Here is a 25,002-nt window from a genome sequence, read left to right as displayed (position 1 = left end):
CCTAATCAATAATATTTTCAGTTTTCATCTTTTTTAGCAAAGGGGCTACCTGTTCTCTATACTTGGCGTAAGAAATACCAGTCTTTTTCTGAGCTGCATTCATTTGATTTTCGATATTCTTGGAAAATGCCTCTTTTGTTATTTTATCGATTTTGATAACATAGTAATCATTCTCCAACAAAACTGCCAAACCCGGAAGTTTAGCTCCGATATAGGGTCCAAAACTAATCGGATAATCTTCACAAAACCATACTACGGTATTGAAAGGATCATTCTTAAGGACTGCTTTACGGCAATTAAAATTGCCAACTTTCATTATTTCCTGTTTTACATCCCATTGTAATACTGCTGGCGAGTCTCGCACCTTAAATTGCTTACCGCGGAATAGATCTTCAAAATATAGGTTACCGGCCTGATCATAAAAAGAGAATAAATGTTTGAATGGGGGAGGACCATCCAATCCAATTTCTTTCTGTTCCAAGAGGATTGATCTCCCCTTGGATACATCAACATACAATGCATATTGCACTTCGAAACCCTCAATCAAATCTTTATATCCTTGCAAAAACACTGGATCATTTACTTCTTGCTCCAATCTCGCATTGAGAGAAGAGGAAAGCAATGTTCCTTTATAGGTAATCTTATATTGATTTTGCGCAACACAAAGTAACGCATATATACAAAAACTAAACGATAACAATATTTTTTTCATATGTTGATTTTCTCACGAATAGAATACTAATCGCAGCCAAAATTATATAAATAAGATTAAGAGTTAAATGTTCCTTGAATGGTAATTGCGCCATAATACCACCACAGCCGCAGGAAGGATAAAAATAGTATAATTCTAATATAATAATATAGAGGGTATAAACTGAAAAAAGAAGAATAGTCAAATAAAATCCTATTTTTCGATAGGCCAATAAGAAGAAAGCAACAATCAACTCCGCAACGATCACAGCTATCGCAAAATACTTCACGGAATTTACATAAAACAAATTAGTTCCAACTAATGTATCCATGAAAGTTTCAAAATTTTTAATCTTTTGATATACAGAAATCATGAGTAACACAAAAAGCCCAAATTGTATAACCGATACAATAAAATATAAAAGATATCTTTTCATAAAGTTATTTTTTGAAAAATAACGTAATCTTGGCATAACGACCAGACCTATATTTATCCCCAAATATTAAGCTAAACTTATCAGCCGTTAAATGATTGGTGAAGATGGGATAAGAATATTGACTGATATCAAAATCAAAATTGAGCTTAAAGCTATCTTTATATTTTCCTTCCACGAGATCATACCGATCATAAAGTATATAACTATTTTTAGTACTGATAATATTTGTCCGTACATACAAAATATTGTCAAAGATTTCTAGACCTTTATACAACCCTTCCAGCTGTATATTGTATGCCTTATTGGACTTCCCCTTAAAATCAAAGGTATCTATAGTGGTAATTTCACGAACAAATCTTCCGTCTTGATCAAATTCATAAAAGCTTAATCGATTATCGAACACATACAGTATACGATCTTGGAATACATAAAATTTACCACCATAGACACCAGGGTCTCCATTAACGGGATCTTTAGTCTCAATTGCTTTTATCAATGTTTGAGTTTGTTGCAAGGTATCAATAAGGTAAAAACCCAATTTTTCATCCTTTACTCCTGTGGATAGCAAAACATCTGGTTTCTTGCCGAGCTTGGCTGTACTAATTACAGTATATCCATCAAAATTGACAATATTCAATTTTTCAGAAACCAAGTTATACGTACCAAAACTTTTTCCTTTTGTAGATGAATTATAGAAATATATACTATGTTCATCTTGTCCTATAACCAATCCAAAGGGATATTTTTTTGATACGTCCATCGTATGATGTTCAAGATTAGCAACATCCCAATAATGAACTTGTTGATTACTCTCTTTGAGATAATACCGTTCCACACTGGAACTTGCTATTTGATATAGTTTATCACCAAAATCTGCAGGTTTTAATGATTTAGTATAAGGTACAGCCTCCAAATCATTTTGCAAATCACCGTAGATGGTCTTTCCTTCAATTTGAAGTGCATCACAAACAACAATATTTCGCTTTTCTAGTGCATTGAAGCTGCTTGGTGATTTTAAACCACAGGAAATCAACAACACTAAACTTGGTATTAACAATTGGATTTTCATTAGATGAATTTATATACTTAAATTTTACTGATTGTCTGAGGGTGTTGGTTGGGATTCCTCATCTGGCATTGGTTCAACATGAGAATTATCAGAACCTTTATAAACCAAACCCCACAGAATACAAGAAGATCCACTTCCAGGACAGATTCTAACACCATTGGAGGTAAAAGCATGGTCTTTCTCGTTTGTACCCGCATACGAATGCATAGACAAAAATACACATACCATAACACATAATGTGCTTATAGTTTTCACTAAAATAATTTTCATAAAAAATAGCTTAAATTAAATACAGCCTTGTAGCCCTTAGCTACAAGACTTGTTATAAAATAGAGTTAGGCTCCTGGTTCAGCTGGTGTATCCTGAGATTCGTCGTCCTTTCCAATTTCAATAAAGCCACTACCGTCGCCTTTTTCAATTGCACCCCAAAGAACGCAACCTTTGCCATCACCAGGACATACTTTCACGCCTGCATTTGATGCTTTCACCAAATCAATCTTAGAAATACCTACAAGAGTAAATATTACCGCCAATAAGGCAAGAGAATTTTTTTTTATTGTTTTCATAAAATTAAAAATTATTTATTGATTCCTACTCTATTTTAAAGCTTTTTCGGCAACTGCTTTTGTTGATCAACGATACAAATTTGGGCATTACCCATTACGTCCACCACAACCTGAGGTTGTATTTTAAAATTTATTAGATATTTTTGCGTGATTCACCAACAACTATAAATGAAATTTTTCGATATATTCCCAACTTTTGCCGAAGCCCCCTATTCCTATATTGTCGTACCGATTATATTGGTATGCAGCATCATTGGATTTTATAATAAATCGTTTTTCCATGCACTGATCCTGCACCCCTACGAAATAGCAAGAGGTAAGCGTATTCATACTTTGCTTACCTCGGCTTTGATTCATCGCAACTGGATTCACCTCTTGTTTAATTGTATTGTAATTTTCGGATTAGGGTATGATATGTGTGCTGTCTTAAATCAAGCACACGGAATTACTATTGCTTACGTCTTTACTATATTTATTTTTCTCCTTCTTATAATCCTACCAAATCTCATCCAAACACTTTTTAAAAAGAAAGACTTCACATTTACCGCTGTGGGTTCATCTGGCCTTTCCTTTGGACTATTCGGTTTTTCTGGACTATTTTTCCCTTTGCAAAAAATGAATCATTTATTCATTCCATGGATTCATAATTCAACACACTATTGGATATATGCTTTACTAACATCAGTACTACTTTCCCTCATCAAAATATCCAAAATAAATAGATCCTTACACTTGGTCGCATTTGTTCTTGGCTCCATATTAGCACTAATTATGAGCCCCTATGCTATCGAATTGAAAGACGCATTTTAAGGTTTAAGATAATTCCATATGGATTCTAACCAATTTGTATTTTTCTCACCCTCCCGCTCCGATCCTCCTTCAATCTCCAACACTTCATTTGCATCCAACTCGCTAACATTAATTTCTTTTCCATGATATCTCAATATTTATTTTTATCAAAATTCATGGAAAAGAGGCTGAGCTACCACAACCTAGGGTTATAGACTATAACTAGAAGTTTTAACATTGAAAAACTTCACAACTTCAAGTTATATTTATTAAATTAGGCCATTCGATAATTTGGGTTTTTAAAGAATGGCAAGAGAAGAAATCGGAACAATTATTAGGCAGAAAAGAGAAAGTCTCAGGATATCACAGGAAGCTGTTGCATTCGTTTTGGAGATATCACAGGCTGCCTATTCAAAAATCGAACGCAATGAGACGAAGCTAAAGGTAGAGCAGGTATACAAAATAGCGGATTATTTTGGTATCACGATCTATGAACTTTTACCACCTGCTTTGGCTAGCGATATAACAGGAGAGAATATATTTGGCTTAATCTATCATTATAGCAAACTTGTTCTAAAGAAAATAATTACCTTATTTCAAGGGAAACGATCTCAAAGTAAAGCCTAATCCCCCGCTTACACTTCTCCTTATTTTTTAATAGACTTCAACACCTTATCCAATACCGGATCTTTCCCCTTGATAACATCATCAACACTCCGCACGACAGGAATATCCGGCATGACACCCCTTCCCTCTTCTGATACTTGATAATAAGGTTTGACATCCATTAGGCCAAAACGCCAACGCAGATGGGAGTTTGGAAGTTTCAGCACTGGAAGAACTCCCGCAACTGTGCCACTAGCTGCCCCACCTGTCTCCTCGCCCACAAACACAGCCCGCTTCCCAACTTTTAGATTTGTAGCAATTAAACTCGCAGCAGAAAAAGTACCGCCATCAATCAATACAAATAAATCACCGCGATAGCGACTGCCTTTTGATTTTTCGACTTTACTCCCTGTAAGGTGGGTATAATTTATCCCATCTTTGGAAAAGCTCTTTGTCCAGGATACTACAGCACTTGGTATAATAAATGGTGATAAAATGGGATAAGACCAGCCCGGCAATCCTTTTACCTGATAAAACGGCAAGTTGAATTTTGAGCTGATAACTGCCGGCTGAATAAATTGGAATTTATCTTCTTCCACTAAGTAACTGTATAGTTCACGGACATCGGACAAACGTCCACCCAAATTGCCACGAAGATCCAAGATCAGGTATTGGACCGAATTAAGCTCCAGCCGATCAAAAATCCTTCTATAGGCTTCTTTTGGACGTCCATACGAAAAGTCAACCACTTTCAATAAAGCAACACTACTATCGCCTTTAACAGGGAAAGAGAGCTGTTTACTCATTCTTTTTAGGTTGGCATTATACCCAAAGATTTTACGCTGCTTTTTTTGATCACTTTTCTTCTGATCAGGTTGGCTCACTTTTTTCACAACCGTGGTCCTTATCCCTGATTTAGCCTTTGTATCGACACTGTCAAACCTTCTGACCACAGTCCGCTGATATGTACTATCGGCGCGAGAAAACAAAACCGAAATAGAATCTTTATACCCCAGTTCCAATTGGTAATACCGCGGTAATAAACGCTCAAAAGCCTGATCTATAAATGTCGTATTATAGCCGTCCGACGTAAAGGTTGGACGATATTTTGTGTACAGATTTTGTGGTTGTATACCCTCAATAGAAAGAATTTTAGAGCCTGCTACCAAACTTGAATCTAACGTTCCATTTTTTGAGAGATAGAGTGTATTTTCCTGCCAATGAAATCCCAGTTGTGAAAAGGGACCCTTACTTTTTTGATAACGGACTTTATCCTTACCTTTCGGGTCAAATTTGGAAATAAGGGGACTCAGCGTCATATGCCCCTGCCGAACTTGAGCCAGTACAGATGCTAATGCCAACTGAAACTGATTCGGCAATAATGGCTGACGGATCGCCCTACGAAGGCTGTCGAACTTAACCTTTAACTGATCTTCCCGCACATATAGAAACAAGTCTGGATGCATTTTCCATAAGTTATGCTCAACATAGTTGATATCTTGCTGCATAGCTTCCACCGCCAGGGGAGTTTCAATAAATCGATTGTACTTCTCGACATTTGCACAGCTCAGCAATGTCAGCACATACACCAATACGAATAGATAAATAGTTGGCCTTTTCATTTGTAGTAAGATACAAAAAAAAGCCTTCCAATTTTCATGAAAAGCTTTTCTCTATCGTTAATTACTAATCTTACTCTTTTTCTACTTGCATGTAGTTTAGTTCAAGTGGCGTCTTACGACCGAAGACTTTCACCATCACGATTAATTTCTTTTTATCTTCGTGGACTTCTTCGATTTCTCCGGTAAATCCGTTGAAAGGACCGTCGTTGACTTTCACTGTTTCACCCACATAGTAAGGAACGTTAATGGTTTCACCTTGCTCGGCCATTTCATCCACTTTACCTAGGATACGATTTACTTCTGCTTGGCGCAAAGGAACCGCGTTACCAGCTTTATCGCCCAAGAAACCAATTACACTATTGATATTTTTGATGATGTGCTCTAACTCACCGTCAAGAGCTGCTTCTAATAAAACATAACCAGGATAGTAGTTACGTTCTTTAGCAACTTTCTTACCATCGCGCATCAAGTAGTATTTTTCCATTGGAATCAACACCTGAGGAATCAAGTGCTCAATACCTAAACGGCTAACTTCGGCATCAATATATTGCTTTACTTTCTTTTCTTTACCACTTACAGCACGAACTACGTACCACTTTAAACCTTGATCTGCCATAAATAAATACGATTGAAAAATTAAGAAGCAATACCGTACAAGAATTCTAACCCTACGCTTGAAGCTTTATCCATTACAAAGACAACCAATGCAATAAGAAGAGACGCAACAAGCACAATAACAGCTGAACTTTGTAACTGAGACCATGTAGGCCAAGTCACTTTCTCAGTGATCTCTACATAAGAGTCTTTAAAAAAATCAAGTACTTTTGCCATTTTAGTTTATCTGTTTTTATAAGCACGGGCACCAGGACTCGAACCCAGACCAAAGGTTTTGGAGACCTTCGTTCTACCTTTAAACTATGCCCGTGTATTTCTTATTTTGTGATGCAAATATAGTGTTTTAAACCACTTTCTGCAAATCTTTTTTCACTTTTTTTTATTCTAATCCGATAAATCGCTTATCGAAAAAATAAGCTAATCAACCTCAGTCGATTAGCTTATTCTATGTGATTCTAAATCTTTATTAAAGACTAGATAATTTCAGTTACCTGACCAGCACCTACTGTACGACCACCCTCACGGATAGCGAAACGTAGACCTTTTTCCATTGCAATAGCAGAAATTAATTTCACGCTGATTGTAACGTTATCACCTGGCATAACCATTTCAGTACCTTCTGGTAAAGAGATCTCTCCAGTTACGTCAGTTGTACGGAAATAGAATTGAGGACGGTATTTGTTGAAGAATGGAGTGTGACGACCACCTTCAGCTTTTGACAATACGTAAACCTCAGCTTTGAAATGATCGTGAGGAGTTACTGAACCTGGTTTACAGATAACCATACCACGTTTGATATCAGTTTTCTCAATACCACGTAACAATAAACCTACGTTATCACCAGCCTCACCGTAATCTAAGATTTTACGGAACATCTCAACACCTGTTACTGTAGATTTCAAGTTCTCAGCACCCATACCTAAGATCTCAACTGGATCACCAGAGTTGATTACACCTCTTTCGATACGACCTGTAGCAACTGTACCACGACCTGTGATCGAGAATACGTCTTCAACTGGCATCAAGAAAGGTAAGTCAGTCAAACGTGGAGGAATTGGAATGTAGTTATCTACAGCATCCATTAATTCCATGATTTTCTCAACCCACTCAGGCTCACCGTTCAATGCACCTAAAGCAGAACCTTTGATTACAGGGATATCATCACCAGGGAATTCGTAGAATGATAATAACTCACGAACTTCCATTTCAACTAAGTCTAACAACTCAGGGTCATCAACTAAGTCAGTTTTGTTCATGAATACTACTAACGCAGGAACACCTACTTGGCGAGCCAACAAGATGTGCTCACGAGTTTGAGGCATAGGACCATCAGTCGCAGCAACTACGATGATAGCACCGTCCATTTGAGCAGCACCAGTTACCATGTTCTTAACGTAGTCAGCGTGACCTGGACAGTCAACGTGTGCATAGTGACGGTTAGCTGTAGAATATTCTACGTGTGCAGTATTGATTGTGATACCACGCTCTTTTTCTTCAGGAGCAGAGTCAATTGAATCAAATGAACGAGCTTCTGACAAACCTTTATCAGCCAATACTTTAGTGATAGCAGCTGTAGTTGTAGTTTTACCGTGGTCAACGTGACCGATAGTACCAATGTTTAAGTGTGGTTTACTACGGTCAAATTTCTCTTTTGCCATGTTTATGCGAATTAGTAATTATAAATTATTTCTATTTGTTATATACTCTTGCTTAACTTTTACACAAGTACGAGCCAAAGATGGGATTTGAACCCACGACCTCTTCCTTACCAAGGAAGTGCTCTACCCCTGAGCTACTTCGGCTTACTAAAAAACCTTATTTACGTATTAATGCCCCCACCTTTAGATACATTATTATCAAAGAAGATAGAGACTAAATTTAATACTTGAAAAATTTGAGCGGAAGACGAGGTTCGAACTCGCGACCTATAGCTTGGAAGGCTATCGCTCTACCAACTGAGCTACTTCCGCTTAATAATTAGAAACTAGAGTAAATCTAACACCCTAATTAAAATAAAGTGTGGAGGGAGAAGGATTCGAACCTTCGAAGCCGAAGCAACGGATTTACAGTCCGTCCCATTTGACCGCTCTGGAACCCCTCCAGACCTGTAACTTTCGTTACATTTAGAGCCTCTTATCGGAATCGAACCAATGACCTACTGATTACAAGTCAGTTGCTCTACCAGCTGAGCTAAAGAGGCTTCTAATATCTTTATTTAAACTTACATTCTATCAACGTCTGACCAAGTATTTCTACCTTTTCAGCGAGTGCAAATATCGAATTTACTTTTGATTTCTGCAAGTTTATTTTTTATTTTTTTTCATTTAAAGAACTAAGCAAACTTTAGTTGTTTTGAACCGTTGTTCCCTTGTTTGCTGATGCAAAGATAGACACAAAACTCACTTTACAAAAATATTTGTCAAAAAAAAAAGACAGTTTTTGGCAATTATACTGATATGCAGCACAATAATTTTTGATTGCATATTTACCTGTTTTGGTTATTTGGCTAATATACTATCTTTGGGCATGCAAATTTTACCGCAATCACTTTCAAAACTTACCCGATACTCCGTACTATTTACGGTACTTTTAATGGGATCGGCTGAATTGAAAGCTCAAAATATTATTCAAAAATTGAGTAAAAAATTTCTTTCCTCCGAAAGAGATTCTACACGTTCAGGTAGTTTTATGGTTTTACCGGCCGTTGGTTATGCGCAGGAAACTGGAGTTGAATACGGCCTGGCGAGCGCTTATAATTTTTATCTGGACAAATCTGATCCCAAAATCCGCACCTCCACTGTCATGGTGATGGGAACCTTTACATCCAATAGTCAGTCCAACTTCAAACTGCAGACCGATCTTTGGACTAGAAACAACGACTACCATCTGATTAGTGAAATACGCTACCGTAATTGGCCCTTTAACTATTATGGCGTCGGTATGGACACTTGGAAAGCCGATGAAGAACGCATTGATCAAAAATTATTTCGCGTCAAACTCGAAGCGGAGAAAAAAATCAGCAACAACCTGTATTCGGGTATCAACATTCAATACGATAACTTCACCATTCGTAGCGACAGTGCCGATCGCATTTTCAATCATTCCGATCTTATTGGAAAGCATGGCGGACAACAGCTACTCATAGGTCTTTCGCAATTGTTTGACAATAGGGACAACGTTTCTTATACAACAAAGGGGTATTATGCTAAATTGCGGCTGGCCTATGCTCCAAAGTTATGGACAAGTACTGATTTTACGGGGGCAAACCTCGATGTAGATCTCCGTGGCTTTATTCCCCTGCACAACCAAGTCACGCTGGCCCTGCAAGGAATCTTTCGTTCCACATTTGGAAAAACCGTCCCATTTTACAACTACCGTGAGCTCGGTGGAGACATGATGATGCGCGGTTATTACCTCGGACGTTACCGGGACAAGAATTATCTTGCCTCACAGGCTGAACTGCGTTATCGCTTTCATCCACGCTTTGGCATCGCTGGATTTTCAGGACTCGGATCGACCTTTTCCAAGGAAAATAGCAGTCGATATGTCGCAAGTTATGGTGGTGGTTTACGCTACTTCTTTAGTCTCGAACACAATAGCAGCATACGCTTTGATTATTCTTTTGGTGAACAAAGACCCGGAGAAAAACGACAGTCGGGTTTCTATCTGTCCCTAAGTGAAGCTTTTTAATAAACAAGAGCATCCGTATATGTGTGGATGCTCTTGTTTATTCTTGCCTAATGACATCCACCTTTTCCTTTTTCCCCTCCTCTCCAATTCCCTCAACTTCAGCTAAAATAGTTGATGCCCAACGGAACGCGGTAGATGACTGACCATCGACAGTCAAAAAGAGGTCGGAACAGAAGGCTAGATCGGAACAGAAGGCTAGATCGGAACAGAAGGCTAAAATCGAATCAGAAAATTCTCTTTTCGCTGTCCTTTTCTAAAGTAAACCAACCCAATTCGGTATAGATCTATCGTAACTACACTATGATCATCCTCCTTCAGCCTATTCCAATAGGCTTCCCTTTTCACTGATAAATGGGGCTCGTTTATAATTAATAGATCTCGATCCCCAACATTTCCCAAAAAATTCAGGTCAAGATCGTCCTGGTCAATATAATAAATATGTCGGTACGCATAACGTCCACATCGGTCGTGCAAAAGACTCCTATAACTTTCGCGCGGCTGATCGGCCCAATAGCTAAAATTGTCGTAAGCAAATGTCCTTAATAATCGATCGATTAATGCATACTTTTTCTGTTCTACCTTGCTCTCGTTTTGAATAGTTTGTGGTAATTCTGAAACGCTCCCTTTGGATGTCTTTTGATAAATTACTTCGTCTACCAATTTATAAACAAAAGGAGAATGGGTCCCATGGCGACTATGGGATACAAAATAATGTCGCCAATACTTAAGCATGTAGTTCATTTCGCTGCAAACATCGCTAAATTTTATGATTTTTCACATGGAACATTAGGTTTTAGTTTGCGGGAATGATCCCCCTAAAACTGGAGAATAAAAACACTTCCTTCTCCTTCCGTACTATTGAGGAAAATAGTTCCCTTGTGCAAAAGCATAATCTGTTTGCTCAGGGTAAGGCCGACCCCTGTACCCGTCTTCTTCGTTGTAAAAAATGGTGTAAAGATCTGCTCCTGAAGATCAGCAGGAATTCCTGCCCCGTTATCTTCAATCCGAATCTGCACCTTTCCGTCTACTTCAAGAGCAGATAAACTAATATAGGCTTCTTCCCTATTTTTAACCGCATCTATTGCATTCAACATTAAGTTGATAATAACCTGCTCGATCAAATTAACATCTGCAGATAAGATTAGCCGTGTATTTTTCAGAATAATATCGACATCAATATTTTTCTGGATCAAGGTTGGTTCAAGCAGCTGATAGATATGCTCAAATAACTGCGAAATCTGGATCGGCGCTAGCTGAGGCTGATCGACTTTATTGATCATACGATAACTCTTCGCAAAATGTAAAAGTCCTTCGCTACGACGTTTGATGGTGGAAATACCTGTTTTTAGATCATCAATATCTTCAGCTCCTTTAAAATGGTCCAAACGACCGTTTAAGGTTTCAGCAAGTGAGCTGATCGGAGCGATGGAATTCATGATTTCATGTGTCAGTACACGTAATAATTTATGCCATGCCTTTGTCTCAGTCTCATCAATTGCTTCGTTGATATTTTGGTACACCACAATGCGAAACAAAGCTTCCTGTGTCTCAAAGCTTGAGCTCTGAATCAATAATTTTATTTTTCCTTTACTTGACTGAACGGACTCCATTTGCTGCTGTCCATTTTCAAGCAACATGGTTTTTTCATAAAGATCATTGTTTTTTTTCTTCAATCCAGTGATATTTCCAAGGTGTGGCAAATGAAATAGCTGTTTGAAAGCTTCATTTACCCACATGACCTTACCACTATCCATCTCATAAAAGATAATCGCCGAATTCAGCATATTGATCACACGATCCAGGTATTGGTGCTGAATCTCCTGCTTAATGCTGATCTCCTTATAAGTCTCGTTGATCTGATTAAAGGCCATAAAAAGCTGCCCTTCCACTGACTTTGTATTTTTCACCAAGAAGCGTCTGGTAAAGTCGCGGTATTTGACCGCTTCGGAAAATTCAATCAGCTGCCTGGCCAAAAAATTATACTGTGCATATAGGTTAAAACCCAGGTATAGCATCATACAAAAGATCAAAGCCGCCTGTACATATTCTCTTTTAAGTAGCAAATAAGCGCTCACAAGTGCTGCTACCAGCAGTAAGATAACCTTGATTGCATTTAAGATTTTTCCGTGCCTCATCGACTAAATATCATATTTCTCCAAACGTCTATAAAGTGCCGCCCTGGTAAGCCCTAATTCTTTTGCGGCTTTACTGATATTTCCGTTATAACGTTCAATCGCCGATTTGATTGCTTTACGTTCCAATTCTTCCAGATTTTGACTGCTGGGACTGGATTCGACAACGCGGTTATCTATTTGTTGTTCTATTGGCGAGAAAAAGAGGTCATTTCCAGCTATACTGAGCTGATCAGCCATAATAACAGCACGCTCGATGCTGTATTGGAGTTCTCGGACGTTGCCGGGAAAATGATACGCACACATTTTTTTAACCGCATCCGGTTCAAAGCCTTCAATCCGCTTATTGTATTTCTTCGAATAGATATCGAGAAAATGATTAGCCAATAGCTTGATATCCTCTCCTCGTTCACGCAATGGCGGTACCTGAATTTCAACGGTATTGATCCGATAAATTAAGTCTTTTCGAAAACGGCTTTCATCTGCGAGCTGTTTCAACGGAACATTGGTTGCTGAAATCAAGCGTATATCCACCGATATTGGTTGATAGGAACCCAACGGTGTAACCTGTCTATTCTGCAGTACGGTTAACAGTTTGGCTTGTTGCTGCAAAGAGATATTGCCAATTTCATCGAGGAACAATGTTCCCCCATTTGCAGCTTCGAATCTACCTTGGCGGTCTTCACGTGCATCTGTAAATGCGCCCTTCTTATAACCGAAAAGCTCACTTTCAAATAACGTTTCTGTCAGCGCCCCGACATCAACCTTTACATAAGTCCGATCTGAACGTAAGGATCTTCGCTGAATGGCTTGAGCAATCAGGTCTTTCCCGGTCCCATTTTCACCTAATATTAATATATTCGCATCTGTGGGGGCAATTTTCTCCAATTTATATTGCAATTCGTCCATAACAATGGAATTACCAATCAAATCAGGACTGCTCCCACTACTGAGCAAGGAACTTTTACTTTTCTTTTCTTTATTTTTTGATTCGGCAAGAGCGCTTTCTATCGTTGCCAATAATTGCTCATTTTCCCAAGGTTTCACGACAAAATCCGATGCTCCCTGTTTCAGCGATTTTACAGCGAGATCAACAGCTCCATAAGCGGTAATCATAATGACATGTACCTGTGGAAACTTTTCTTTGATCCGGGACAACCAATATAATCCCTCATTACCGGTATTAATCGTACTTTTAAAATTCATATCTAAAAGCACCAGATCATAAGGTGTCTTCTCCAGATGTGCTATTAGATTCTCCGGATTGGGTTCAACTTGAATATGACTAACTTTAGGTTTAAGCAAGATTCTTGCCGCAGTTAATAAGTCCTGGTCATCATCAACGACTAAAATAGATGCTTTTTTCATACTTCCTGACTTCATTGAAGATACTAAGATAACTATAAATTCAACGAGCCTGCGTAATAATCATTGATATATTTTTGCAGCAGCCATTCATACTGTTTGACGACCAATTGAATCTGGCTGTTATCGAATTTATTTTTTGCGGTCAAAAAAATCACTGAATTACTGTTTCCCAATTCGAAAACTACCTTGGCAATACGAAAAGATTCCGCGTAGTTTTCATTTTGACTACGTAATTGTGTAATCATGTTACTTGCATTCTGCAAGTTAAAAACCGCATTGGACGTCGCCGACCGCAAAACATTTTGTTGGATCTCTTTTTGAAATCTAGCCGTCTGCAGATCTAATTTTGCCAAGCGGACGTTGTTATAAACTTGCAAATGATTAAAAATCGGAACAGAAAGATTGAGAGAAATATACTTTCCTACGTTATTACGCATTTGTGACCAATACGTTCCCTGAATCCCCAATTTAGAATAATTTGACCCTAAACCAGCGCTCAGACTCAATGACGGATAATAGTATGATTTTGCAATCTTAATATCCCGCTCCGCCACTTTGATCCGATAATCCAGCGCCTGTATATCGGGCAATTGATCAACGGCCATTTCATAGAGCTGTTTCGCATCCAGTCGTTGCCCGCTTTCTTTTATTCCGAGGTTATCCAATTCGCCCAATTGATTTTCATCCATATTTAGTAAGGCAGCAAGCTTCACGCGGCTACTGTATAGTAACTGACGATTATTTTCAATCGTGTTGACATCATTTGCCAGTTGTCCTTTCAGATCAAAGTAATCCCCAGGATTAATTGCACCTTCCTTATGCATACTCTCCGCACGTCTGACCTGTTCTCGGGTTACTTCAGTCTGCATTTCTGATTGCCGCAATATATCCTGAGCAGTTAAGCTTTGGATATAAGCGGTAATAACGTCCAGTTTTAACGCATTAATCTGCGTATCAAAAGTCAATTTACCGGCAGTCTTTGCATCAGCACGCATCCGGATATCGTGAAATAAACGGAACCCTCTAAATATTGGAAGGCTTGCGCCCAAAGAAAAATTTCCTGTTGAGTTGTTGGATGAAATATATTGAAGGGTCGAATTATCCTGAGATCTTCCTGATGTTAGGCTATGTTGTAGGCTTGCATCAACATCGGGAAGTCTATTCGCTTTAGCCTGTGCTAAATTCACCTCCGCACGCCTCACATCGAGTTCATTCTGCAATAAGGTTGGATTGGCCTTTATTGCCAACTGAATACACTCAGCTAAGCTCCGCTTGGTAATTTGTTTATCGTCGACCGCTGCAATTGTTGCTGTCCCAGCCACTCTTTCCGTTAGTCGCTGCTCCGTCTGTTGCGCCCCTGCCTTGGCATAACTCAATAAAAAGCATAATGTACTATATATATAGACTCTCTTCATATCCATTTTTTATTTTCTTGCTGACCATCGCCATGCCAAACAACAAAAACACTAACTATCAAATAGATACAAAAAAAATATTTTCAAAAATGTTCATTAATGAACAGTCGGTGTGCGTAGTTGGACAATAGCAAAGACAAACTGTATAAATAGCAGAATAATTCAAATCAAGTTCGATATTTATTCTTCCATTCAATGGATATCAGTCGGAGCTTGTTCGGACTTTTTTCGGTCACAACCGAAGAAGCACCGAAGAAGTACCGAACAAGCACCGACTAAGCACCGACTAAGCACCGAACAAGGGTCGAGTAAATAACGAAAGTAATATAGTTAAATCCTTAATTTTAACAGACCACTTTTACCAACCGTTATAACCGATCGACCAATATAGCTACCTACCCCCTTCCCTAATTTACACCAACAGAGTAACCCCTGCTCCATCGGAATTAATGTGCATCACCGCAGCCAGATTATATCTGCCAAAAGCGCTTCAGTTGACGCTCTAAACAGCAAAAAACTTCCAGTTGTACGCCTTCGTACAAGAAGTGTCCGCTATCGAACACCAAGCTTAAAACTAAACAAAACAAGAACCTATCAATCAATAATTTACATTCTTGGCACAGCTTTCATAGTTATATACAAAATTGATATTAAATTATGGACAGACCTTTAGAAAAGAAGAAGTGGAATAGCAAACGTATCATGACTATTGTGGGGGTTGCTGGCTTAGTTGGATTGATCAGCGCCAGTTTCTATTTTACCTCCGGCAAAAGCAAACTGAATGTTGAAGCTGACCGCATCTCTATTGTCGAAATAAAAAATGGAAACTTTCAGGAATTTATCCCTATAAATGGTACTGTACTTCCTATTAGCAGCATATACCTCGATGCTTCTGTTGGTGGACGCGTAGAAGAAAAGTTTGTAGAAGATGGCGCTATCTTAAAAAAAGGGGATGCAATCATGCGTCTTTCCAATACCGATCAGGAGCTTACCTTGGTACAACAAGAAACACAAGTGCTGAATCTATTGACACAGTCCCAAATAGCGCAGACCAATGCACAACAAGCATCGATTAACAACCGCAACCAAATGGCTGATGTAGAACAAGCTTATCGTGAAGCTGAACGAATCTATACCTTAAATAGAAAATTACTCGCTGAAAAAGCCATTGGTACACAAGAGTTCGAAAAATCAAAGAACGAATACAACTATCAAAAAGAGCGGGTCAACTTGACCAAACAGATCCTAAAACAGGACGAAATCTCCAATGCGCAAAAAACTAATCAGGATAAGCAAACTTATCAACGTACACAGAGTGCATTGGAACTGATGAAAAGAAAAATTGGTGATCTGATCGTTAGAGCGCCTGTTGACGGACAATTGACAGCTTTCGATGCAGAAATCGGACAAAACAAAAATGCCGGGGAACGGTTGGGACAAATCGACGTTTTGACAGGATTCAAAGTGCGTGCTGATATTGACGAACATTATATCAACCGTATTTTCCCAGATCTACAAGGTGAATTTTCTATCGGTGAAAAAACCTACAAACTCCGTATCAAGAAAGTCTATACACAAGTCACCAATGGTCGATTCCAGGTTGACATGGAATTTATCAATGATGTTCCAAAAGGGATCCGTCGTGGACAAACTTTGCAGATACGTTTAGCGTTAAGTGACGAGACAAAAGCATTATTACTGGCAAAAGGAGGATTCTATCAACAGACCGGTGGTAACTGGATTTTCAAATTGGATAAAAATGGAAGCACAGCGTATCGTGTGGATATCCAACTAGGAAGACAGAATCCGGAATATTATGAGGTCATCAAAGGTCTACAACCGGGAGATAAAGTTATTGTATCGAGCTACGAGACGTATGACAAGGTACAGGAGCTGAATATTAAAAAGTAACATCATACAGCGGTTATCGATAACATCAGGTCTGTCGATAACCGCTTTTATCATACGACCATAATTATGATTAAAAACTTTATTAAAACCGCACTTCGTAACCTTTGGAAAACCAAAGGTTACAGCTTTCTAAATATTTTTGGACTGGCGGTCGGGATTGCTGCGGCATCGTTGATTTTTTTATGGGTTGAAAATCAGTTGAGCTTCAACGATAATTTCGCCAACAAAAAGGATATCTACATTGTCAAATCAAAACAGACATACGATGGAGCCACCTATGTATTTGAATCTACCCCAGGACCCTTTGCCCAAAGCATAGCGAAAGAAATCCCAGGCATCAAGCATGCAGTACGCATAAGCTGGAATTCGCCAATGCTGTTTTCCGTCGGAGACAATAATATATTTCAAAATGGTGTATATGCCGATGGAAGCATCGCTGATGTGCTATCCCTTGCATTTCTTGAAGGGGATCGAAAGACTGCCTTTGATCAGGTCAATAACATTGTATTATCAGAAACTGCAGCGAAGAAATTATTTGGCAACCGTCCTGCCTTGGGAAAAACCGTCAAAACAAACAATAGTGAGCCATTTATTATTGCGGGGGTAATCAAGGACCTCCCCAAAAATAGCAGCTATGATTTTCAATGGCTCATCCCTTTCAAAAAATTTGAAGCAGGTCAGGATTTTCTAAAAAATTGGGGGAACAATAGTGTTCAAACCCTAGTTCAGGTCGAAGATAATGCCAACGTCGATCAGATTAACAAGCAGATGATGGATTTCGTCAAACACAAGACCAATGGTGAAGTCACTTTTTCACAGAATTTCCTCTATCCAATGGAACGTTGGATTACCTACAATCAGTTTGATAACAGTGGTATTGAAAAAGAAGGTGGCATTAAAAATATTCGTCTATTTACCTTTATCGCTTGGGTTGTCTTACTGATCGCCTGTATCAATTTCATGAATCTTGCAACTGCAAGATCTGAAAAAAGAGCAAAAGAAGTTGGAATGCGCAAAGTGGTTGGTGCAAGTCGCAAATCGCTCATTATGCAATTCTTGGGAGAATCCCTTGTTTTGGCAATTATTTCCTCTCTTGTTGCTATATTGCTAATCTATATCTTCATCAGGCCGTTCAACACCATGATAGGCCAGAATCTTCAGGTTAATCTTTTAGCCCCCTCACACCTGCTATTTTTAACGACAATAACATTAGCATGTGGATTATTTGCAGGTAGCTATCCCGCGTTTTTCCTTTCGGCATTCAAGCCGCTTTCAACGATCAAAGGAACGAAACAGAAGGCCGGTAGTGGAAGTCTCGTCCGTAAAGGGTTGGTCATCCTGCAATATACAGCCTCAGTTGTGTTAATTATCTGTACCATTATCATCTACCAACAGATTCAGCACAACAAGAACAGAGATCTCGGTTTTGATAAGAGTCAGGTGTTGACTACAGCGCTACAAGGCGATATGGGCAAACATCTGCCGCTCATTAAAAATCAATTATTAGCAACAGGAGTTGTGCAAGAAGTCGGTGTCAGTGACATGAGTATCCTCAATATCAACTCCAATACGTCCGGTTTTAGCTGGGAGGGAAAAGATCCAAATGCCAGTATTTTGATTGGTATGTTACGTTCTGATGAGGGCCTTATTCCAGCTTTAGACTTAAAGCTTTTTGACGGTAGAAACTTTCATCAAAATTTTGTAGGCGACAGCACATCGGTTGTCATCAACGAAGCATTTGCAAAACTGATCAAAAAAGATGGCCTTGTGGCCGGTAACATCATCAGCTACGGTGAGGAAAAGTTTACTATCGCCGGTGTCGTCAAGAACTTCGTTTATAACAATGTGTATGCCGATCCTGAGCCGATGCTGTTTCTACCAATGAATAGAGATAATGGGATCATGACCATTAAGACAAAGGCTGGAGTAGATTTACCAGATGCCATTCAACAAATCGAGAAGGTCATCGTCAAAAATAACCCAGGCTTCCCTTTTGACTATAAATTTTTAGATGATAGTTTCAATAATAAGTTTAAAGCGGAGCTTTTTGTACAGCAACTATCCAGTGTATTTGCACTGATGTCTATCATTATATCCTGCTTAGGTCTATTTGGTTTAGCCGCCTTTGCAACAGAGCAACGCGCAAAAGAGATCAGCATTCGTAAAGTCTTGGGCGCCTCTGTTTCGGGACTTATCCAAATGCTCAACCGTGAATTTGTCATTCTTGTAGCAATATCATGTATCATTGCCTTTCCTATTGCATGGATGATCATGAGCAAATGGCTAACTAATTATGCACATCATATCGATATTTCCTGGACCATTTTTATCATCAGTGGTCTGACAGCTATTATCATTGCCCTATTGACCATCAGTTCACAGGCATTTAAAGCAGCGATAGCCAATCCGACAAAGACTTTAAGAGATCAATAAACACTAAAAAAGAATTTAATAACAGAAATAGTAACTGTCCAAAGCAATTTCGCCAAGGATACAAAACATAAAAACCATGAGCACAAAAAATATGATCAAAATCACAAATCTTCAAAAGTATTACCGCACAGAAGAAGTTGAAACCGTCGCATTAAACAACCTCAATATCCATGTCAAAGAGGGAGAGTTTGTTGCTGTAATGGGGCCTTCGGGCTGTGGGAAATCGACTTTACTCAATATCATTGGTCTATTGGATGATTTGGATGAAGGAAGCTATCTATTCAACGAGATTGAAGTTGCCAAATTCAAAGAACGCGGTCGCTCAGATCTTCGCAAACATAACATTGGTTTTGTGTTCCAGAGCTTCAATTTGATCGATGAGCTGACCGTATTTGAAAACGTGGAACTTCCACTGGTTTATACCAATGTTCCAGCAGCAGAACGCAAAAAACGTGTAGAAGAAGTTTTGGAAAAAGTGCAGATCATGCACCGTCGCAATCACTTCCCACAACAGCTTTCCGGAGGTCAACAGCAACGTGTGGCTGTCGCTCGTGCGGTTGTCAATAATCCCAAACTGATCCTTGCCGATGAGCCTACAGGTAACCTCGATTCCAATAACGGTAACGAAGTTATGCAACTCCTGACTGAATTGAACGAGGCCGGCACAACCATCGTCATGGTAACACACAGTGAGCACGATGCAAAATTCTCTGATCGTGTAATCCGCATGCTAGACGGACAAGTGATTATGGAAACAACTTCGGTATAAGACAACTCATATATAACCAAGATATTAATCCTAATAACCTATAGATGATGAGCACGATTAAATTAATTTTCAGACAATTATGGCGCAACCGTCTTTTCACATTTTTAAATGTATTTGGGCTTGCCATCGGAATAAGTGCCTGTTGGCTAATTTTCCGTATCGTCAATTATGAATTTAGTTTTGACCAGCATCATCCAGAAAGTGAGCAGATTTACAAGGTCCATACCTCCTATGAGGAAAAGGATAAATTAGATCATTTCGATGGTGTTCCCGCACCATTACCGGCATATATCAAGGATAACTTTGTCAATGTTGAACTGACAGTACCCATCTTTAAACAATACTTCGAGCGTGTCAGTAATAATGGCGGCGCGCAGAAAATAGAGTTTGAAGATCAGCCCGAAATCATCGGTACCACGGGAGACTATTTCAAAATGACACCTTATGTTTGGTTAGCTGGCGACCAAAGGAATATACTAAAAAATAGCCATGAAGTCATCCTGACAGAATCGCGGGCTAAATTGTATTTCCCAAACACGTCAATAGACCAAATCATAGGACAGACCTTATCCTATGATAGTACATTGTACAATGTCGCCGGTATTGTAAAAGATCTAGCTCATCCAAGCAGCTTTTTGGGTAAAGAATTTATCCGGATTCCAGAACAGGAATGGAATAGCACAAACTGGAACAATTCAAATTCCAATTGGCAGCTTTTTATTAAGGTAAAATCATCGGCTTCCCTTCCTAACCTCATAAAGACAGCCGACAAAAAGGCGTATGAGATGACACATGCTGAATTTGACAAGTTTGGATTTAAAATGCATGTAAATACAGTTCCTTTAAAAGACTTACATTTTACTTCTTATGCGCAAAATAATGTTGATCAGAAAATAATGTACGGTCTTATCGGCATAGGTATATTTTTGCTCTTACTCGCCTGTGTCAATTACATCAATCTCGCTACAGCCCAAATCCCACAACGCGCTAAGGAAATTGGTATCAGAAAGACATTGGGAGAAAGCCAGAAAAGAATTACAAAATCCTTTCTGCTAGAAACATTTTGCATTACGGCTTTTTCGGTGCTTTTATCTTGGCCTTTACTTATTCTCATTCAAACAGTTTTAGCCGCATATATTCCCGATCAGCTCAAGCTATATCCAGATCCCTGGGGTGTATCGCTATTTTTAGCAACACTTACAATTACGATTACTTTAATTTCCTCAGGTTATCCGATTTTATTGACAAACAAAGTCAAGATTGTTGAAGTCATTAAAATCTCGAATGCGCAAACGCTCAAATTTGGCAATCTTTCTTTTCGAAAAATGCTCATTGTTTTTCAATTTTTGATTGCCCAGCTATTTGTTATTTCAACTTGCATCATTGGTCTACAATTGAAACATGCACTACAGAATAACTACGGCTTTGATAAGGATGCGATCATTACCCTACGTTTTCCGAGTAAAAGCTATCAGGACAGTAATGTTGATCCTTTTGTTTTCAAACAAGCGATTAAGCACATCGCAGGTGTTGAGCAGGCTTCCTTGGGGCATCTGCCCATGAGTAACGACCATTGGGGAAATGCCTTGTTTGCCAAAAGTGATACGGGACAGTTACAAGCCGATGTACAAATGAAATTTGTCGACCAAGATAACTTTAAGCTCTATAATTTTAAAATGCTTGCTGGCCGCCCGCTGCAATTGGCCGATACGAGCACAGGCATCGTGTTAAACTTAGCCAGCGTTCAAAAATTAGGTTTTAAATCTGCTGAAAACGCTGTAGGGAGCTTTGTTACGTATACCGACAAACAGCGTCAGATTGTGGGAGTAACCGACAATTTTCACACGAAAAATCTCCATGCAGCCATTCAACCTGTTGTCATGCTGAGTTCCATTAAAAAATGGGAATTAAACAGACTAAGTGTGAAACTCAACAATAATTCAACTACCTGGCCGGAAACTTTAAAACAGATTGAGAAAGAATGGAAAAAATATTATCCAAAAGCCCCATTCAAATATGATTTCTATGATCAGCAAATCAAAGAACTCTATAGCAGTGATCTAAAATTCTCGAAGATCATCAATCTATTTACATCGACGACAATTCTCATCAGCTGCTTGGGATTGATCGGCCTGGTTACCATCACCACGGTACAACGTACCAAAGAAATTGGTATTCGAAAAGTATTGGGAAGCACGGTATTGGGGATTATTGGATTATTATCAAAAGATTATATCAAACTTATACTCATTTCTATTTTGATCGCCACCCCAATTGCTTGGTGGGCGATGCACAAATGGTTGGATGATTTTGCTTATAAGATAGATCTATCCTGGTGGATGTTTATCATTCCGGCTGCCGCAACCCTACTTATTGCATTTTTTACGATGAGCTACCAATCCATAAAAGCGGCACGTGCAAATCCAGTACATAGTTTAAGAGATGAATAAGATGATAAAGAAGCTCATTAATGAACAATACAACTAACACCTGTCCCTATGATAAAGAATTATTTAATAACCGCAATTAGAGAATTAAGGAAAAGAAAATTCTATACCGCTATCAATATATTAGGTCTGTCGGTCAGTCTTACTGCAGCGATATTAATTATTTTTTGGGTACAGGATGAACAGAGCTTTGATAAATTTCACCCAAACTATGAGGCAATATATACCGTAAATTCCCATTTGGATCCAGAACATAACGGCGCAATTTGGGGCATAACTCCCGGCCCTATAGGCAACTATGCCAAAAATGCACCCGACGTAGAATTTGCAACGCGCGTTTCACAGGATTATAATGTTACCTTGGTCAACGATAAGCTGAAACGCCCTGTAACGGATATGAGTATCTATTATGTTGATGGCAGTTTTTTTAATATGTTTCATTTTCCCTTACAAGAGGGCTCGCTTGTAGGTTTTCAGGAAAATTATAAACAGGCACTGGTCACAGCATCAACAGCAGAAAAACTCTTTAGCAGCCAGCAGGCCATTGGAAAGACCTTCCGTTATGGTGCAGATCTGTTCACCGTAGCCGGTATCTTAAAAGATGTTCCACAAAATTCCTCGATGCAATTCAATGTGATCATTCCATTAGGTTATCATGCACAACGGTTTACAAATTGGGGCGGTAATGGAAAATGGAAAACAATCGATGAAGACTTAGGCAATTACAGCTTCGCTACCTACGTCAAAGTAAAACCAACGGCTTCTCCTACCCTCATTGGAAAATTTATCTCGGAGAATTATACCAAAGCCCGCGATGGTGAAAATTCAACCATCTTTGTTTTAGATCCTTTAAAAACCATGCACTTAATCGCCCCGGACGGCAATAAATCGACACTTCGCATGGTGCAAATTTTTGGGATCATTGCAATCTTATTATTGGTTATTGGTGCAGTAAATTATGTCAATTTGAGTACTGCACGGGCATTGGACCGGGCCAAAGATGTTGGCATCCGAAAGATAATCGGTGCTAATCGTCTCCATCTATTCTTACAGTTTATCACCGAAACGGTTGTTGTATTCTTTTGCTCGCTCGTAATAGCTTTCATTCTTATCCTTGTACTTCATACTGGATACAATCAAATTGCACAAAAATCAATCAGCTACTCCTTCCAAAACAGTACAATATGGTTATATATAGGTGTTGCGATTATCGGCACACTAGGCTTATCCAGTATATATCCTGCGATACAACTTTCCTCATTCAATCCCATTCATTCGTTAAAAGGAAAATCAGTTAAAGGAGTTTCCTCAACGACCATGCGTAAAATATTGGTGGTTTTTCAATTTACACTTTCTGTAACACTGATTGTATGCACCTTGGTTATCCGCAATCAACTGGATTTTATCCAAAAGATCAACCTCGGATACGACCGAGATCATGTCATTACACTTGGTCTTCCTGAGGAGGCCTACAAACATATGGACGCCATACAGACCGAACTCAAAAATAACGACGCAATACAAGGAGTCTCTCTTTCAAGTGTTTACAACATGACGGATTTCGGAAATGCCACGGGCGATATAGATTGGCCTGGCAAATCCAAAGACAACAAGCTAATCGTAGCGCAAGCCAAAATTGACAAGGATTTTATTCCGTTAATGAATATACAGTTCGTTGAGGGGAAAAATTTCACAGGCCTGCCAGCGGATTCTTCCGGATATATTATCAACGAGACCTTAGCAAAACAAATGGGGTTAAAGCCGCCATATGTGGGATCCAATATGAGTTTCCACGATTTCCCTGGACAAATTATCGGTGTGGTGAAAGATTTTCACTTCAAATCCATCAAAGATAAAATAGGTCCAATGGTCTTCTGGACGCGCTGGGGATCGGGCACGCTTTATGTAAAAACAAGTACCACAAAAGCCGCTGAGGCTATCAAAGCCTTAGAGAAGGTTTATAACCGCTATCCATCAGACGCTCCTTTCAAATATACTTTCATTGATCAACAATTTGATAGTCTATACAAATCCGAACAGCGTACAGGTTTGTTGTTCAATGTTTTTGCAGGTATTGCCATTTTTATATCTGCTTTAGGTCTGTTTGCATTGGCAACTCACGAAGCGCAAATGCGTATAAAAGAAATCGGCATCCGTAAAGTTCTTGGAGCTAGCACCTTTGGTGTCGTCCGGCTATTGGGAAAAAATTTCGTGCTACTCGTTTCCATTTCCATTCTGATAGCCTGTCCCATAGCGGTTTACCTGATGAAACAATGGTTAAGCAATTTTGCATATAAAACAGATCTAGAGCTGCAAACATTTGTCTTCGGTGGTATTTTGGCCTTGCTGATCGCCATTGTTACCGTCAGCTACCAGGCTGTTCGGGCAGCTTTATCCAATCCCGTAGATAGTTTAAGGGACGAATAAAAACGAATATAAGAAA

Annotated in this window: 22 protein-coding genes and 5 tRNA genes; 8 read left to right on the top strand and 19 right to left on the bottom strand. The window is 39.0% G+C overall.

Going from position 1 to position 25,002, the window contains the following annotated elements:
• Position 1: 1 nt before the first annotated feature.
• The 5 genes from B3E92_RS20760 to B3E92_RS20740 form a co-directional block, all read right to left on the bottom strand.
• Positions 2 to 712, bottom strand: a complete 711-nt coding sequence (locus B3E92_RS20760; RefSeq protein ID WP_070566299.1) for a GLPGLI family protein — start codon at positions 710 to 712, stop codon at positions 2 to 4.
• Entirely contained in the window at positions 687 to 1,127 is a 441-nt protein-coding gene (locus B3E92_RS20755; RefSeq protein ID WP_145329975.1) for a MauE/DoxX family redox-associated membrane protein, read from the bottom strand. Before B3E92_RS20755 ends, B3E92_RS20760 begins: the two co-directional genes overlap by 26 nt.
• A gap of 4 nt (positions 1,128 to 1,131) precedes the next feature.
• Positions 1,132 to 2,196 (bottom strand): hypothetical protein, encoded by a 1,065-nt coding sequence (locus B3E92_RS20750; protein WP_201639708.1) that lies wholly within the window; start codon positions 2,194 to 2,196, stop codon positions 1,132 to 1,134.
• A 24-nt stretch (positions 2,197 to 2,220) separates the two neighbouring features.
• Positions 2,221 to 2,451 carry a hypothetical protein gene (locus tag B3E92_RS20745; RefSeq protein ID WP_139144992.1) on the bottom strand — a complete coding sequence of 77 codons (231 nt, stop codon included), beginning with the start codon at positions 2,449 to 2,451 and terminating at the stop codon, positions 2,221 to 2,223.
• Positions 2,452 to 2,531: 80 nt separating this feature from the next.
• The gene (locus tag B3E92_RS20740; RefSeq protein WP_070566291.1) at positions 2,532 to 2,762 is read right to left on the bottom strand and encodes a hypothetical protein; all 231 of its coding nucleotides are present in this window, start codon (positions 2,760 to 2,762) and stop codon (positions 2,532 to 2,534) included.
• Positions 2,763 to 2,930: 168 nt separating this feature from the next.
• On the opposite strand from B3E92_RS20740, the gene B3E92_RS20735 reads away from it, so the two are divergent.
• On the top strand, positions 2,931 to 3,572 hold the full coding sequence (locus B3E92_RS20735; RefSeq protein ID WP_070566289.1) for a rhomboid family intramembrane serine protease: 642 nt from the start codon (positions 2,931 to 2,933) through the stop codon (positions 3,570 to 3,572).
• Here B3E92_RS20735 and B3E92_RS20730 read toward each other — a convergent pair.
• Positions 3,569 to 3,706: a hypothetical protein gene (locus B3E92_RS20730; RefSeq protein ID WP_286728094.1), complete on the bottom strand. Its 138-nt coding sequence runs from the start codon at positions 3,704 to 3,706 to the stop codon at positions 3,569 to 3,571. The two genes, B3E92_RS20735 and B3E92_RS20730, sit on opposite strands and share 4 nt — an antisense overlap.
• A gap of 151 nt (positions 3,707 to 3,857) precedes the next feature.
• Between B3E92_RS20730 and B3E92_RS20725 the strand changes: the two genes are divergently transcribed.
• Positions 3,858 to 4,178, top strand: coding sequence for a helix-turn-helix domain-containing protein (locus tag B3E92_RS20725; RefSeq protein ID WP_070566287.1), 321 nt, complete (start codon positions 3,858 to 3,860; stop codon positions 4,176 to 4,178).
• 20 nt (positions 4,179 to 4,198) lie between these two features.
• Here B3E92_RS20725 and B3E92_RS20720 read toward each other — a convergent pair whose 3' ends face one another.
• The 9 genes from B3E92_RS20720 to B3E92_RS20680 all read right to left on the bottom strand — a co-directional run bounded on the left by B3E92_RS20720 (position 4,199) and on the right by B3E92_RS20680 (position 8,594).
• A complete protein-coding gene (locus B3E92_RS20720) occupies positions 4,199 to 5,779 on the bottom strand; it encodes a S41 family peptidase (protein WP_115047355.1) in 1,581 nt (526 codons plus the stop codon).
• Positions 5,780 to 5,849: 70 nt separating this feature from the next.
• Positions 5,850 to 6,395 (bottom strand): transcription termination/antitermination protein NusG, encoded by a 546-nt coding sequence (nusG, locus tag B3E92_RS20715; RefSeq protein WP_046672242.1) that lies wholly within the window; start codon positions 6,393 to 6,395, stop codon positions 5,850 to 5,852.
• A 20-nt stretch (positions 6,396 to 6,415) separates the two neighbouring features.
• Complete coding sequence (gene secE / locus B3E92_RS20710; RefSeq protein ID WP_028072657.1) at positions 6,416 to 6,610, bottom strand: preprotein translocase subunit SecE; 195 nt, start codon at positions 6,608 to 6,610, stop codon at positions 6,416 to 6,418.
• Between the two features lie 23 nt (positions 6,611 to 6,633).
• Positions 6,634 to 6,704, bottom strand: a tRNA-Trp gene (locus B3E92_RS20705).
• A gap of 163 nt (positions 6,705 to 6,867) precedes the next feature.
• Entirely contained in the window at positions 6,868 to 8,052 is a 1,185-nt protein-coding gene (gene tuf / locus B3E92_RS20700; protein WP_075991174.1) for an elongation factor Tu, read from the bottom strand.
• Between the two features lie 72 nt (positions 8,053 to 8,124).
• A tRNA-Thr gene (locus tag B3E92_RS20695) sits at positions 8,125 to 8,196 on the bottom strand.
• A 95-nt stretch (positions 8,197 to 8,291) separates the two neighbouring features.
• A tRNA-Gly gene (locus tag B3E92_RS20690) sits at positions 8,292 to 8,364 on the bottom strand.
• 50 nt (positions 8,365 to 8,414) lie between these two features.
• Positions 8,415 to 8,495, bottom strand: a tRNA-Tyr gene (locus B3E92_RS20685).
• Between the two features lie 26 nt (positions 8,496 to 8,521).
• Positions 8,522 to 8,594: transfer RNA gene (locus B3E92_RS20680), tRNA-Thr, on the bottom strand.
• Between the two features lie 326 nt (positions 8,595 to 8,920).
• On the opposite strand from B3E92_RS20680, the gene B3E92_RS20675 reads away from it, so the two are divergent.
• Positions 8,921 to 10,084, top strand: a complete 1,164-nt coding sequence (locus B3E92_RS20675; RefSeq protein ID WP_070566280.1) for a BamA/TamA family outer membrane protein — start codon at positions 8,921 to 8,923, stop codon at positions 10,082 to 10,084.
• Between the two features lie 213 nt (positions 10,085 to 10,297).
• Here B3E92_RS20675 and B3E92_RS20670 read toward each other — a convergent pair whose 3' ends face one another.
• From B3E92_RS20670 to B3E92_RS20655, 4 genes are all read right to left on the bottom strand, one after another.
• Positions 10,298 to 10,816 (bottom strand): hypothetical protein, encoded by a 519-nt coding sequence (locus tag B3E92_RS20670; RefSeq protein ID WP_115047353.1) that lies wholly within the window; start codon positions 10,814 to 10,816, stop codon positions 10,298 to 10,300.
• Positions 10,817 to 10,899: 83 nt separating this feature from the next.
• On the bottom strand, positions 10,900 to 12,219 hold the full coding sequence (locus B3E92_RS20665; RefSeq protein ID WP_070566275.1) for a sensor histidine kinase: 1,320 nt from the start codon (positions 12,217 to 12,219) through the stop codon (positions 10,900 to 10,902).
• Between the two features lie 3 nt (positions 12,220 to 12,222).
• Positions 12,223 to 13,584 (bottom strand): sigma-54-dependent transcriptional regulator, encoded by a 1,362-nt coding sequence (locus B3E92_RS20660; RefSeq protein WP_070566332.1) that lies wholly within the window; start codon positions 13,582 to 13,584, stop codon positions 12,223 to 12,225.
• A gap of 32 nt (positions 13,585 to 13,616) precedes the next feature.
• A complete protein-coding gene (locus tag B3E92_RS20655) occupies positions 13,617 to 14,999 on the bottom strand; it encodes a TolC family protein (RefSeq protein ID WP_158638948.1) in 1,383 nt (460 codons plus the stop codon).
• Positions 15,000 to 15,656: 657 nt separating this feature from the next.
• Between B3E92_RS20655 and B3E92_RS20650 the strand changes: the two genes are divergently transcribed.
• From B3E92_RS20650 to B3E92_RS20630, 5 genes are all read left to right on the top strand, one after another.
• Complete coding sequence (locus B3E92_RS20650; RefSeq protein WP_120333433.1) at positions 15,657 to 16,910, top strand: efflux RND transporter periplasmic adaptor subunit; 1,254 nt, start codon at positions 15,657 to 15,659, stop codon at positions 16,908 to 16,910.
• A 66-nt stretch (positions 16,911 to 16,976) separates the two neighbouring features.
• Positions 16,977 to 19,343 carry an ABC transporter permease gene (locus B3E92_RS20645; protein ID WP_088160331.1) on the top strand — a complete coding sequence of 789 codons (2,367 nt, stop codon included), beginning with the start codon at positions 16,977 to 16,979 and terminating at the stop codon, positions 19,341 to 19,343.
• 91 nt (positions 19,344 to 19,434) lie between these two features.
• Positions 19,435 to 20,112 carry an ABC transporter ATP-binding protein gene (locus tag B3E92_RS20640; RefSeq protein WP_046672289.1) on the top strand — a complete coding sequence of 226 codons (678 nt, stop codon included), beginning with the start codon at positions 19,435 to 19,437 and terminating at the stop codon, positions 20,110 to 20,112.
• A gap of 44 nt (positions 20,113 to 20,156) precedes the next feature.
• Complete coding sequence (locus tag B3E92_RS20635; protein ID WP_286898116.1) at positions 20,157 to 22,562, top strand: ABC transporter permease; 2,406 nt, start codon at positions 20,157 to 20,159, stop codon at positions 22,560 to 22,562.
• Between the two features lie 48 nt (positions 22,563 to 22,610).
• Positions 22,611 to 24,986, top strand: coding sequence for an ABC transporter permease (locus B3E92_RS20630; RefSeq protein WP_070566264.1), 2,376 nt, complete (start codon positions 22,611 to 22,613; stop codon positions 24,984 to 24,986).
• The last annotated feature ends 16 nt before the right edge of the window (positions 24,987 to 25,002 follow it).

Source organism: Sphingobacterium sp. UBA6317, from assembly GCF_002440385.1.
GTDB classification, from domain to species: domain Bacteria; phylum Bacteroidota; class Bacteroidia; order Sphingobacteriales; family Sphingobacteriaceae; genus Sphingobacterium; species Sphingobacterium multivorum.
This window is presented reverse-complemented; position numbering and strand designations above follow the sequence as displayed.